Here is a 13,418-nt window from a genome sequence, read left to right on the forward strand (position 1 = left end):
GGTCCCCGCGATCGACCACGCCCCCACCGTCGCCTCGAGCTAGTCGTACGCCTTCTCCAGCAGCGCGACCGGCTGTCCCTCGAACAGCTCCGCCACGCGCGCGTGCCCCGTGAACTCCCGCCCCGGCTCCAGCACGTCCGCCCAGCGGCCCGGCGGCAGCGGCAGTACGGTGTCGCGCCAGCCGCCCGCCTCGGCGAGCCGCAGCGACAGGCGGGTCACGGCCGTCACCACCTCGCCGGACCGGGCGAACGCCAGACAGTGCCCGGCCGCCGGCCCCTCGGCCGGCAGCGCCGTGTAGGTGGCCGTGTCGCCGAACGCGCCGGGCCGCCGGGTCCGCAGCCCCAGCGCCGCCCGCGTCACCGCCGCCTTCCGCGCGGACGTGCCACCGGACTCCTCCGGCGGGAAGCCCACCGCCCGCCGGTTGTCCGGGTCGACCAGCGCCCGGTACTCGGCCTCCGTGCCCTGGTAGACGTCCGGGACGCCCGGCATCGTCAGCTGCACCAGGGCCGCGCCCAGCACATTGGCTTGGATGTGCGGCGCCAGCGACTGGCGGAACGCGTTGACCCGCTCGCCCGGCGCCCCGCACGGCCCGGCCGCCACGAACCGCTCCACGGCCTCCTCGTAGGACGGCTCCTGCTCGGTCCAGCTCGTGTACAGGCCCGCCTCGCGCACATGCTTCAGCAGCGCCCCCCGCACCCGCTCGAGCGCCCCGGCCTCCGGGCCCAGCCCGAACACCGTCTGCCAGGCCGCCCACGCCAGTTGCGCGTCCGGTACTCCCTCCCCGGAGCGGGTCACCTCCGCCAGCACGTCCGCCCAGCGGTCCGGGCACTCGGTGAGCACGTGCAGCGCCGCCCGGACGTCGGCACTGCGCTTGGTGTCGTGGGTCGAGACGACCGTGCCGGACGCCGGCCAGTCGCGCTGCATCCGCGCGCAGTACGCGTGGAACTCCTCCGGCGACAGCGCCGGGGCGCCCGGGTTCCCGCCCACCTCGGTCGCCGACAGCAGCGGCACGTACCGGTAGAAGGCCGTGTCCTCCACCGACTTGGCCCGCAGCGCCGACGAGGTCTGCGCGAACCGTGTCCGGAACTCCACCTGAGCGGGCCCGTCGCCGTAGCGCCCCAGCACCAGGTCCCGTACGACGTCCACCGCCCCGGCCTCCTCGGGCACCGCGAAGGCCTGCCGGGCCCCGGCCGCCGCCTCCTCGGTGACCACGGACGCCGCGTCGACCGACTCGTAGGGCCGGTAGACCTCCATCCGTACCAGCAGCTCCTGGAGGGCCGTGCGCAGCGCCCAGGGCGCGCGGTCGCGCAAGGCCGGTTCCGGCGAGGTCGCGCAGAGCCGCGTCAGCACCCGGGTCAGCCGGTCGGTCTCGGTGGCCAGCTCGTGCGTGAGGACCTTGTACGCCGCCCGGCGCACCGTCGCCTCCCACTGCCCGCCCCGGTCCGTCTGCGGGGCGGCGAAGCGCCGGTACCGGCCCAGCAGGTCGCCGAAACCGGCCGGGTCCGTGAAGACCCCGTCCACGTGCCGCAGGGCGTCGTAACCGGTGGTCCCGGCGACGGGCCAGGACGCCGGCAGGTGCTCGCCGTCGGCCAGGATCTTCTCCACGACCGTCCAGCGGCCCCCGGTCGCCTCGTGCAGCCGCCGGAGGTAGCCGTCGGGGTCGGCCAGCCCGTCGGGGTGGTCGATGCGCAGCCCGTCGATCACGCCCTCGTGCAGCAGCCCGAGGATCTTGTCGTGGGTGGCCTCGAACACCTCCGGGTCCTCCACCCGGACCCCGATGAGCTCCGAGATGCTGAAGAACCGCCGGTAGTTGAGCTCGGTCCGGGCCAGCCGCCACCACACCGGGCGGTACCACTGCGCGTCCAGCAGATGCGGCAGCGGCAGGTCCTCGGTGCCCTCGCGCAGCGGGAGGACGTGGTCGTAGTAGCGCAGCACGTCGCCGTCGACGCGCAGCTCGTCGAGCACCTCGCCCAGCGGCCCGCCGAGGACCGGCAGGAGCACCTGGCCGTCCTGCGCCTCCCAGTCGATGTCGAACCAGCGCGCGTACGGCGATTTCGGGCCCTCGCGCAGCACCTCCCACAGGGCGCGGTTGTGGCGCGGGGACATGGCCATGTGGTTGGGGACGATGTCCACCACCAGGCCGAGCCCGTGGTCCCGGGCGGTGCGCGCCAGCGCCCGCAGCCCCTCCTCGCCGCCCAGCTCCTCGCGCACCCGCGCGTGGTCGACGACGTCGTAGCCGTGCGTCGAGCCCGGCACCGCCTCCAGGACGGGGGACAGGTGCAGGTGCGAGACGCCGAGCGAGGCCAGATACGGCACGGCGGCCGCGGCTGCTCCGAACGGGAACTCGGGCTGCAGTTGCAGCCGGTACGTGGCCGTGGGCACCACCGGGTCAGGTCGCTCAGGTGTCATGGAACGTACGTACCCGCCCCGCCGCCGTTCGTGTCATCCCCCGCGCCAGGTGCGTCGCGCGTCGCCCGGACGAGTGGCTTCCGGGCGACGCGCACGCCTGAGCGGTCAGACGGGCCGCTGGAGCACCGTCATGCTCCGGTCCGTCAGGGTCAACCGGTCCCCGGCCTGCACCTTCGGGCCGGTGCCCGAGGGCGTCCCGTCCGCGCGGGCCGTGTCCACGACGACCTCCCACTGCCGCCCGTGATTGACCGGAACCACGAACTCCAGCGGCTTCGGCGAGGCGTTGAACATCAGCAGGAACGAGTCGTCGGTGATGCGCTCCCCGCGCGCGCCCGGCTCGGAGATCGCGTTGCCGTTGAGGAACACCGTCAGCGCCGAGGCCTGCGCCGAGTCCCAGTCGCGCTGGGTCATCTCCCGGCCGTCGGGGGTGAACCAGGCGATGTCGGACAGGTCGTCGTGCGTGCCCTCCACGGGCCGTCCGTGGAAGAAACGCCTGCGGCGGAAGACCGGGTGGTCCCGGCGCAGCCACACCATCGCGCGGGTGAAGGCCAGCAGCTCCCTGCTCAGCCCGCCCTCGGCCTCCTCCCCCTCCTCGGGCCACTCCACCCAGGACAGCTCGTTGTCCTGGCAGTAGGCGTTGTTGTTGCCGTGCTGGGTGCGGGCGAACTCGTCGCCGTGGCTGATCATGGGCACGCCCTGGGACAGCATCAGCGTCGCGATGAAGTTCCGCATCTGCCGGGCCCGCAGCGCCAGCACGTCCGGGTCGTCGGTCTCGCCCTCGACCCCGCAGTTCCAGGACCGGTTGTGGCTCTCCCCGTCCCGGTTGTCCTCGCCGTTGGCCTCGTTGTGCTTGTCGTTGTAGGCCACCAGGTCGTGCAGCGGGAAGCCGTCGTGGCAGGTCACGAAGTTGATCGAGGCCAGCGGACGGCGTCCGTCGTCCTGGTAGAGGTCCGAGGAGCCGGTCAGCCGGGAGGCGAACTCCGCGAGGGTGCGCTGCTCGCCCCGCCACAGGTCGCGCACCGTGTCGCGGTACTTGCCGTTCCACTCGGTCCACAGCGGCGGGAAGTTGCCCACCTGGTAGCCGCCCTCGCCCACGTCCCACGGCTCGGCGATCAGCTTCACCTGCGAGACCACCGGGTCCTGCTGCACCAGGTCGAAGAACGACGACAGCCGGTCCACCTCGTGGAACTGCCGGGCGAGCGTCGCCGCCAGGTCGAAGCGGAACCCGTCGACGTGCATGTCCGTCACCCAGTACCGCAGCGAGTCCATGATCAGCTGGAGCACGTGCGGGGACCGCATCAGCAGGGAATTTCCCGTGCCGGTCGTGTCCATGTAGTAGCGGGGGTCGTCGGTCAGCCGGTAGTAGCGCGAGTTGTCCAGGCCCTTGAAGGACAGGGTCGGGCCCAGGTGGTTGCCCTCGGCGGTGTGGTTGTAGACCACGTCGAGGATCACCTCGATGCCGGCCTCGTGCAGGGCCTTGACCGCCGACTTGAACTCCAGCACCTGCTGGCCCCGGTCGCCCCAGGACGCGTAGGCGTTGTGCGGGGCGAAGAAGCCGATGGTGTTGTAGCCCCAGTAGTTGTTCAGGCCCATGTCGACCAGGCGATGATCGTTCACGAACTGGTGCACGGGCATCAGCTCCAGGGCCGTGACCCCGAGCTCGGTGAGGTGCTCGATGATCGCCGGGTGGGCGAGGGCCGCGTACGTGCCGCGCAGCTCTTCCGGCAGACCGGGGTGACGCATGGTGAGGCCCTTGACATGGGCCTCGTAGATCACCGTGTGGTGGTACTCGGTGCGCGGGCGCCGGTCGTCGCCCCAGTCGAAGTAGGGGTTGACCACGACGGACGTCATCGTGTGCGGCGCCGAGTCGAGGTCGTTGCGCCGGTCGGGGTCGTCGAAGTGGTAGCCGTAGACCTCCTCACCCCAGCTGATGGAACCGCTGATCGCACGCGCGTACGGGTCGAGCAGCAGCTTCGCGGAGTTGCAGCGCAATCCGTGCTCAGGCGCGTACGGTCCGTGCACCCGGAACCCGTACCGCTGCCCCGGCATGATGCCCGGTACGTACGCGTGCCGGACGAACGCGTCGCTCTCGCGGAGCTCGATCGCCGTCTCCGAGCCGTCGTCGTGCAGCAGACACAGCTCTACTCGGTCCGCGGCCTCCGTGAAGACCGCGAAGTTGGTGCCGGCGCCGTCGTACGTGGCACCGAGTGGATACGCCTCTCCAGGCCAGACCTGCATGAATACGACTCTTTCAGGTGTGCGGCGCCGGTGGGGACGCCTTGGTCCCGAGTCTCCCCGAAAGTGAGGGAACCTCCTATGACTTATCTCCCTCTTACCGAGTGACCAGTGCATACGAGGTATGCCGAACCATTGGGGCAATCACATACTCCCGGGGCTGTTGGGGGAGTAGGGGGAAGACGTGCGCAACATAGTGCACCGCCATCTGGGCAAGGTGGTGGCGGGTACGGCCATCGCGGTGGCGGGAACCGCCGTGATGATCGGGATCACCCTGCCGGGCACGGCCGGAGCGGACGACACGGGGACCCGGGCGGGGCAGTCCGTCTCGCAGGACACCGGTGACCGGGTGGACGGCGACCGGGCGGCCGGGGGCCGGGAAGCCGGAGGCCGGGCCGTGGAGCCCGGGGTCGTCGAGGAGGCACCGGCCGAGGGGCAGCGGGGCGAGGGCCGTGATCCGCTGACCGACGACGAGCTGAAGCGGGTCGAGAAGATCGCCCTCAGCCGGCAGCTGTTCCAGAGCGGTGAGAGCGTCGACGGGGACCGCGGCCCGCAGCGCCTCGGCGTCGACCTGGCCGAACCCGAGTCCGACGAGGCCGGCAAGCCGGGCGCGCCCCGGCGCGCCGACGTCACGTTCTACGACTACCGGGACGACACCCTCGTCACCCGGACCGTCGACCTCACCTCCGGCAAGGTGGTGCACACCGACACCCAGCACGGCGTCCAGCCGCCGCTCAGCCGCGCCGAGAAGGCCGAGGCGGCCGCACTCCTGATCGCCGACCCGCTGGGCGCGGGCCTCAAGGCCGACTACCGGGACGCCACCGGCAGGGCGCTCACCTCCCCGGACCAGCTCCAGCTCAGCGGCGCCGTCTACCGGGCCACGCCGGGCGCCCAGCCCGCCGTGCTCGACCGGTGCGGAGAGCACCGCTGCGTCCGGCTGTTCCCCAAGGTCAAGAACGGCCCGTGGATCGACGCCAGGGCGCTGGTGATCGACCTGAGCGCCCGCAAGGTCGCCCGGCTCGGCCGCTGACCCGCCCTTGTCGCTCACCCGTCCACCTCGCTCCTCCTCGTCAGGGAGTCATTTCGTCATGCGCGTGAACAGCAACACCAAGGCCCGCACCCGGGCGGCCGTGGGCCTGACCGTGGCCGCGCTGGCCGCCGGCGCCACGGCCGGCGCGGGGCCGGCCACCGCCGCCCCGAAGGCGGCCCCCGCCGCGGCAGCGGCCGCCGAGTGCAGCACCGCCTACCGCATCGAGCAGAAGCTCTCCTCCGGCACGACCTGGCGGATGTGCTGGCGCTACGACGGCAAGGCCGGCCTCGTCCTGGAGAACATCTCGTACCAGCCGAAGGGGGAGGCCAAACCGATCAAAGTCCTCAACAGCGCCCGTCTCGGCCAGATCCACGTCCCCTACGACGACGGCTCGGTCGAGTACGACGACCTCACCGGCTTCGACTTCGCCCAGGGCCTGATGAACCTGGCGCCGGGCGAGTGCCCCGGCGGGGCCATCAAGACCGTCAAGGTCCCCGACTCCTGGAACGAGGACCCGAACGTCAAGGGTCTGTGCACCACCACCCGCTCCCGCGGCCACGCCTACCGCATGCAGGGCGACACGGCGAACAAGGTCTACCAGGCCGAGGGCAAGGACCTCCTCGTCTACACGGTGAACCAGGTCGGCTGGTACGAGTACATGACCGAGTGGCGCTTCCAGGACGACGGCACGATCACCATGAACGTCGGCGCCACCGGCAGCCTGTCCTTCGACGACTACGACGCCGGTGACGGCCGCGGCTGGCCCATCGGCAAGGGCGCGAGCGCGGCCAAGGCCACCAGCCACAGCCACAACGCCTTCTGGCGGCTCGACTTCGCCCTGGACGGCTCCACCAAGAACCGCGTCGAGCAGTACGACTCCACCGTCACCGCGCCCGCCCGCGGCCAGCGCGCCCCCACCACCAAGACCACCCGTACCAAGGTGACCAAGGAACTGGCCGGGGACAGCAAGGCCTACCGCTGGTGGCGCATGGTCAGCGCGACCGGCAAGAACAAGGACGGACACGCGCGCTCCTACGAGATCGTCCCCGGGGTCACGACCAAGTACCCGGGCCGCAGCTACACCAAGCACGACCTGTACGTCACGCAGTACAACAAGTGCGAACTGTTCGCCAGCCACAACCCCGGCAACTGCGGGGCCGGGGCCGGGAAGTCCGTCGACAAGTGGGTGAACGGACAGGCCCTGACCGACCCCGTGGTCTGGATGAACGTCGGCTTCCACCACATAGCCCGGGACGAGGACCAGCAGCCCATGCCCGTCCACTGGCAGGGCTTCTCGATCGCCCCGCGTGACGTCACCGCCATGAATCCGCTCACTCCGGCCGAGCTCGCCTGGCAGAACGGGCACTGGCGGCCGCGCGGTTGAGACCCACCCTGCCCATCCGGCTGCACCGCCGACCGCTCCCGGAGTACCCTTCCTTGATCGTTGACAAGGGCGGTGCCCGGGGGAGTGGAAGGCGGTGCGCGGGTGGGCACGGGAGGGCTGGAGCTGCCCCCTGGTGACGAGGGTCACGAGGGGAACTCCGCAGACGTCCCGACCGGTGCCGTGTCCCTGGCGCGGCCGATGGACGCGACGGGCTCGATCGGCCCGGAACTGGACTGGGGCGCCGACGCCTGGCGCGAGGTGCGCACCCGGGCCCAGCGGGCCGGCCGGGCCTACATCTGGCTGAACCTCGTGGAACAGCGGCTGCGCGCGGTGGTCGCCGCCGTGCTGCGGCCCGTGTACGAACCCGTGCACGGCGAGGACTGGGTGGTGGCCGCCGCCGGACCGGCCGGCCAGGAGTGGGTGCAGCGCGCGGTGGCCGTGCGCGAGGTCAGCCGCCGCAAGGGCTATCTGCTCGACCCGGCCGACGACAACGTGCTGTCCTTCCTCACCCTGCCGCAGCTGCGCGAGCTGATGGTGCAGCACTGGCCCTGCTTCGAGCCGTACTTCGACGACCGCCGTGACGTCGAACTCGCCCTGGACGAGCTGGAGGTCACCCGCAACGTCGTCTCCCGCAACCGGGCCCTGTCCGAGGCCGTGCTGAGCCAGGCCGAGCGCGCCTCGGCCCGGCTGCTGGAGATGCTCGGCGCGGGCGGGGACGTGCCGTCGGCGCGCCGGCTGCCGATCGACGCCGTCGAGGACCTGGTCGGCGACCGCTACGCCGACGTGGTCGCCGTCCACCCGGACCGGGTGCGGCTGATGCGGCAGTTCCCGGCCGAGGACATCTTCGGCGGCGCCCGCCGCCTCGACGCCATCGGTATCGGCCTGAACCTGCTCGTGCAGAACTTCTCCGGGCGGCGTCTGGTGCGGCTGGCCGAGTCCGGCTGCCGGGTCAGACTGCTGTTCCTCAACCCGGCCTCCAGCGCGGTCAAGCGGCGCGAGCGCGAACTCGGCATCAAGCGCGGCGAGCTCAGCCGGGCCGTCGAGATGAACATCCTGCACATGCGCCGGGTGCGTGCCCGGCTGCGGGACCCGGGCGCCTTCGAGATCCAGGTCTTCGACGAGACGCCCCGCTTCACGGCCTATCTGGTGGACGGCGACGGCGCGGACGGCATCGCCGTCGTGCAGAACTACCTGCGCCGCACCCGGGGCATGGAAGCGCCGGTGTTCGTGCTGCGCAACAGCGGCAAGGTGGTCAAGGCGGGCGAGACGGACGAAAGCGGCCTCTTCCCCACCTACCGTGAGGAGTTCGAGGTGATGTGGGCGGATTCACGGCCGGTGTCGTGACCTGTGTCCCGATGTGGGGTGGTTCTCCGGCCCGCCACCGGGGGTGAGCGGAACGCGATCCTCTGATTGTCAGTGGTGCGTGGGAAGGTGGGGACCACTGGGGGAACGCACCACATGAAGGGGGACCGCCCATGGGCTGGCACCGGGAGCTGCTGGTCGGCTTCGATCTGGAGACGACGGGCACGGACCCGCGCGAGGCGCGCATCGTCACGGGCGCCGTGATCGAAGTGCGGGGCGGGGAGCCGATGGGGCGCCGGGAGTGGCTCGCCGACCCGGGTGTGCCGATCCCCGAGGACGCGGTGGCGGTGCACGGGATCAGCAACGAACGCGCGGCGGCCGAGGGCAGCCCCGCCGACCAGGTGGCGGACGCCCTCGCCGAGGTCCTCACCTCCTACTGGAAGTCGGGCGTACCGGTCGTCGCGTACAACGCGACCTTCGACCTCACCCTGCTCAGCGCGGAGTTGCGGCGCCACGGCCTGCCGTCCCTGCGGGACCGCCTGGGCGGCATGGATCCGGCCCCGGTCGTCGACCCGTACACCATCGACCGCCGGGTCGACCGCTACCGCCGCGGCAAACGCAACCTCGAAGCGGTCTGCGCCGAGTACGGCGTCGTGCTCGACGCCGCCCACGACGCTCTGGCCGACGCCCTGGCGGCCGCCCGCCTGGCCGTCGCGATAGCCGACCGCCACCCCAAGATCGCCACGCTCGGCCCGGCGGCCCTGCACCATCGCCAGATCGAGTGGCACGCGCAGTGGGCGGCGGACTTCCAGAGCTTCCTGCGCGGCAAGGGCGACACCACGGCCCTGGTCGACGGCGCCTGGCCGCTGCGGGAGTTGGCGGACGAGCCGGTCTGAGCGAGCTCTCCGGCCGTCAGAACGGATACCAGCGCACCGTCTCGTCCCCGTCCCTCAAGGACCTCACCCGCCGCTCGAACTCGGCCAGCGCCTTCGGGTTGCCCGGGGCGTGCTGGGCGACCCACGCACAACTGGCCGTCTCCCGGGCCCCGCGCAGCACCCCGCAGCCCTCCCACGCGCGCACGTCCCAGCCGTAGGCCCGCACGAACGACGCGTACGCCTCGTCCGGGACGCCGTACCGGTCGTGGGCCAGCGCCATCACCACCAGGTCGTGCTCCCGCAGATCCGCGGACACCGTCTCCAGGTCCACCAGCACCGGCCCGTCGGGTCCGACGTGCACATTGCGCGGCAGCGCGTCCCCGTGGATCAGTCCCGGCGGCAGGTGCGGGGTGAGCGCGGCGGCGCGCGCGGCGAACCCGTCCCGCCGCTCGCGCAGATACGCCGCGTCCGCGGGATCGATCGCGTCCCCCGCGAGCCGCAGCCAGCGCTCCACTCCGCCCAGCAGATCACGGCCCGGCAGCTCGAAGGGAGGCGGTGGCGTGGCGTGCACGACCCGCAGCAGTTCGGCCAGATCCCGCGGCTCGGCGGGCCGCACGGCGTCCGGCAGCCGGTGCCACACCGTCACCGGGTGTCCCTCCACCAGCAGCGCCTTCGATTCGGCCGCCCGCACCGCCGGCACGCCCGCCTCGGCGAACCACACGGCGATGTCCAGTTCCCGGCGCGCCCGGTCCATCAGTTCGGCGTCCCGGCCGACCTTGACGACCAGGTCACCGGCGGCGAACACCGCGTTCTCACCCAGGGCGAGCAGCCGGGCCTCCCGGGCCGAACCGGGCAGTACCCCCGCCGCGGCCAGAACGTCCCGCGCCCGTGCCTCGTCCATGGTCCGCCTCCGTCGTCCGCGCTCCGGCCGTCGGGTTCCGGCCATCCACCGGTCAGTGTCGCATCGGCGCGGGCCGGACCGCGTAGCCGGTGCCTTGACGAGGCATACGGCCTTCACGAGCATGACCAGGCGGGCCGAGCGGTGCGAAGGGGCTGATTCCGTGACACCGGTGACCGAGGCGTCGTCACCTTCGCCCCCGGTGAGGCGGGCCGGCCGCCGACCCGGCCGGGACCGGCCCCGGAAGGCCGTCGACCACGGCGCCTGGTTCCTGGTGCTGCCCGCCCTCGTCCCGATCCTCGTCCTCAGCGTCGGGCCGCTGCTGTACGGCATCCTGCTGGCCTTCACCGACGCCCAGTCGGGCCGCACCGAGCCCACCCGGTGGATCGGCGCCCTCAACTTCCGGGACCTGCTGCACGACACCCTGTTCTGGGAGTCGTTCCGGATCGGGCTGGTGTGGGCGGTCGGCGTGACCGTGCCGCAGTTCCTGCTCGCCCTGGGCCTCGCGCTGCTGCTCGACCAGGACCTGCGGCTGCGCTGGCTGGCCCGTGCCCTCGCGATCATCCCGTGGGCCATGCCCGAGGTCGTGGTCGGCATCATGTGGCGGCTCGTCTACAACCCCGACGCGGGCATCCTCAACGAGACCCTGCGCGACATCGGGCTCGGCGGCGGCCGGGACTGGCTCAGCGGACTGGCCACCGCACTGCCCGCCGTGATCGTCGTCGGCGTCTGGGCGGGCATGCCGCAGACGACGGTCGCGCTGCTCGCCGGGCTCCAGAACACCCCGCGCGAACTCCACGAGGCGGCGGCGGTGGACGGCGCGGGTGCCTGGCGCCGCTTCCGCACGGTCACCTGGCCCGCCCTCAGACCCGTCGCCCTCGCCATCACCGCGCTCAACCTCATCTGGAACTTCAACTCCTTCGCCCTGGTCTACGTCCTGACCAACGGCGGCCCGGGCGGCCGGACCCGGCTGCCCATGCTGTTCGCCTACGAGGAGGCCTTCCGCTACGGGCAGTTCGGCTACGCGGCGGCGATGGGCTGCGTGATGGTGGCCGTGATCTCCGTCGCCCTGGCCGTGTTCCTCGCCGGCCGCCTCAGGGGAGGTGACGACGCGTGAGGACCGGCACCCCGGCGCGCATCGGCCAGTACACCGCGCTGCTCGCCTACCTCGTCTTCCTCGCCTTCCCGTTCCTCTGGCTGCTCTCCACCGTGTTCAAGCCGCCGCGCGAACTCGGGGCCCTGCACCCGTCCTGGATCCCGGACGACCCCACCCTCGCCAACTTCCGGCAGGCCTTCGACGAGCAGCCGCTGCTGCACGCGGCACTCAACTCCCTGGTCGCGGCACTCGCGGCGGCCGTAATCGCGGTCCTGATCGCGACGCCGATGGCCTACGTCACCGCCCGGCGCCGCACCCGGCTCGCGAAGGCGGTGACGGGCTGGGTGGTGGTCAGCCAGGCGTTCCCGTTCGTGCTGCTGATCATCCCGCTGTTCCTGGTGCTGAAGAACCTCCGGCTCATCAACTCCGTGCCGGGGCTGGTCCTGGTGTACGTGGTGTGGGCGCTGCCCTTCGCGCTGTGGATGCTCGCCGGGTACGTACGGGCCGTGCCGCCCGAACTGGAGGAGGCCGCGGCGGTCGACGGGGCGGGCCGGGTGCGGACCCTGGTGTCGGTGACCGCGCCGCTGCTCGCGCCGGGCATCGTGGCGACCGCCCTGTTCGCGTTCATCACGGCGTGGAACGAGTTCTTCTTCGCCCTCGTCCTCCTCAAGACACCGCAGAAGCAGACCCTTCCCGTGGTCCTCACCCACTTCATAGGCGCCGAGGGCGTCGCCGACCTCGGCCCCCTCGCGGCGGCGGCGTGCCTGGCGACCCTGCCCTCCCTGCTCGTCTTCGCGCTCATCCAGCGGCGGATCACCGGCGGCATGCTCACCGGGGCGGTGAAGAGCTGATGCGCGCACGCCTGCTGGCCCTGGTGCTCCTGCTGCTGCTCGCCGGCTGCTCCTCCGGCGGCACCCGCGACGACGGCCGCATCACCCTGCGCTTCCAGTCCCTGGCCTGGCAGGAGGAGTCCGTCCGGGCCACCGAGCAGCTGGTGGACGAGTGGAACGCCCGCCACCCCGACGTCCGCGTCGAGTACGTGCAGGGCACCTGGGACAGCGTCCACGACCAGCTCCTCACCGCCTTCGAGGGCGGCGAGGCACCCGACGTCATCCACGACGCCTCCGACGACCTCGCGGACTTCGCCTACGGCGGCTACCTCGCCGACCTCACCGGCCTGCTGCCCGCGCGGCTGAAGTCGGACATACCGCGGCGCAGTTGGGAGACCACGACGTTCGGGGACGGCGTCTACGGCGTGCCGTTCCTCCAGGAACCGCGCGTGCTCATCGCCAACACCGCCTGGCTGCGCACGTCCGGCGTGCGCATCCCGACCCCCGAGAAGCCCTGGAGCTGGGCGGAGTTCCGTCGGATCACCGAACGCCTCAGCGGCCGGGGGAAGTACGGCATCGCCTGGCCGCTGAAGGAGCCCGTCTCCGCCACGCTCAACCTCTCCCTGTCGGCGGGCGGACAGCTCTTCCACCGCGGGCCGGACGGCAAGGTGACGATCCGGTTCGAGGCGGCCGACCAGATGGTGCCGCGCACCATCCACGAGCAGGCGAACACCGACCGCAGCGCCTCGCCCACGACCCTGGGCAGCGGCGGCTCCGACACGCTGCCCGGCTTCTTCGACGGCCGGTACGCGATGGTCCCGCTCGGCTTCTCCTACCGCCAGCAGATCGTCCAGCAGGCCCCGAAGGGCTTCGACTGGCAGGTGCTGCCCGCCCCGGCGGGCACCGCAGGACTCACCCAGGGCGTCAGCCCCCAGACCCTCTCCATCGCCGAGGACTGCCCGCACAAGAAGGAGGCGGCCGAGTTCCTCGACTTCCTGCTGCGGCCCCGGAACATGGTCCGCCTCGCCCTCGGCGACTGGATGCTGCCCACCGGCACCCAGGCGCTGACAGACCCCGCCCTGCGCACCCCGCGGCACGGCTGGGCCACCGGCACCGCCCTCGCCGCCCACCTGCGCCCCGCACCGGCGCAGACGGTCCGTGGCTATCCCGAGTGGAAGGACAAGGTGGCCACCCCCGCCCTTCAGGAGTACTACAGCGGAGCCATCGGCCTCGGCGCACTGCGCGAACGGCTGGAGGAGGACGGCAACCTGGTGCTCGCCCGTTACCAACGCTGACCCGGCGGAAAACCGGACGAGATCGACTCGCGGCTCGTGCCCGTGCTGCGCGCCCCCGCACTCA

At 72.1% G+C, this 13,418-nt stretch carries 10 protein-coding genes; 7 read left to right on the forward strand and 3 right to left on the reverse strand.

Annotated elements, in window-relative coordinates; genetic code table 11:
* Positions 1-39: 39 nt before the first annotated feature.
* Positions 40-2,409 (reverse strand): malto-oligosyltrehalose synthase, encoded by a 2,370-nt coding sequence (gene treY, locus AC0665_RS22135; protein WP_478705633.1) that lies wholly within the window; start codon positions 2,407-2,409, stop codon positions 40-42.
* Positions 2,410-2,514: 105 nt separating this feature from the next.
* Positions 2,515-4,647, reverse strand: coding sequence for a glycogen debranching protein GlgX (gene glgX, locus AC0665_RS22140; protein ID WP_468403044.1), 2,133 nt, complete (start codon positions 4,645-4,647; stop codon positions 2,515-2,517).
* Between the two features lie 181 nt (positions 4,648-4,828).
* Between glgX and AC0665_RS22145 the strand changes: the two genes are divergently transcribed.
* The 4 genes from AC0665_RS22145 (at position 4,829) to AC0665_RS22160 (ending at position 9,256) form a co-directional block, all read left to right on the forward strand.
* Entirely contained in the window at positions 4,829-5,674 is an 846-nt protein-coding gene (locus AC0665_RS22145; protein WP_468403046.1) for a Tat pathway signal sequence domain protein, read from the forward strand.
* A 58-nt stretch (positions 5,675-5,732) separates the two neighbouring features.
* Positions 5,733-7,058: a copper amine oxidase gene (locus AC0665_RS22150; RefSeq protein WP_478705634.1), complete on the forward strand. Its 1,326-nt coding sequence runs from the start codon at positions 5,733-5,735 to the stop codon at positions 7,056-7,058.
* Between the two features lie 102 nt (positions 7,059-7,160).
* The gene (locus AC0665_RS22155) at positions 7,161-8,402 is read left to right on the forward strand and encodes an SAV2148 family HEPN domain-containing protein (RefSeq protein ID WP_468403049.1); all 1,242 of its coding nucleotides are present in this window, start codon (positions 7,161-7,163) and stop codon (positions 8,400-8,402) included.
* A 131-nt stretch (positions 8,403-8,533) separates the two neighbouring features.
* The gene (locus tag AC0665_RS22160) at positions 8,534-9,256 is read left to right on the forward strand and encodes an exonuclease domain-containing protein (RefSeq protein ID WP_468631768.1); all 723 of its coding nucleotides are present in this window, start codon (positions 8,534-8,536) and stop codon (positions 9,254-9,256) included.
* Positions 9,257-9,272: 16 nt separating this feature from the next.
* Here AC0665_RS22160 and AC0665_RS22165 read toward each other — a convergent pair whose 3' ends face one another.
* On the reverse strand, positions 9,273-10,136 hold the full coding sequence (locus AC0665_RS22165; protein ID WP_478705635.1) for a phosphotransferase enzyme family protein: 864 nt from the start codon (positions 10,134-10,136) through the stop codon (positions 9,273-9,275).
* A gap of 160 nt (positions 10,137-10,296) precedes the next feature.
* Here AC0665_RS22165 and AC0665_RS22170 point away from each other — a divergent pair, with 160 nt between their 5' ends.
* Genes AC0665_RS22170 through AC0665_RS22180 form a run of 3 tightly spaced genes read left to right on the forward strand, consistent with a single transcriptional unit; the run spans position 10,297 to position 13,354 of the window.
* Positions 10,297-11,250, forward strand: a complete 954-nt coding sequence (locus AC0665_RS22170) for a carbohydrate ABC transporter permease (RefSeq protein ID WP_478705636.1) — start codon at positions 10,297-10,299, stop codon at positions 11,248-11,250.
* On the forward strand, positions 11,247-12,080 hold the full coding sequence (locus AC0665_RS22175) for a carbohydrate ABC transporter permease (protein WP_478705637.1): 834 nt from the start codon (positions 11,247-11,249) through the stop codon (positions 12,078-12,080). The genes AC0665_RS22170 and AC0665_RS22175 overlap by 4 nt, the downstream gene beginning before the upstream one ends.
* Positions 12,080-13,354, forward strand: coding sequence for an ABC transporter substrate-binding protein (locus AC0665_RS22180; protein ID WP_468403059.1), 1,275 nt, complete (start codon positions 12,080-12,082; stop codon positions 13,352-13,354). The genes AC0665_RS22175 and AC0665_RS22180 overlap by 1 nt, the downstream gene beginning before the upstream one ends.
* Positions 13,355-13,418: the final 64 nt, after the last annotated feature.

This window comes from Streptomyces sp. NPDC043685, assembly GCF_056436585.1.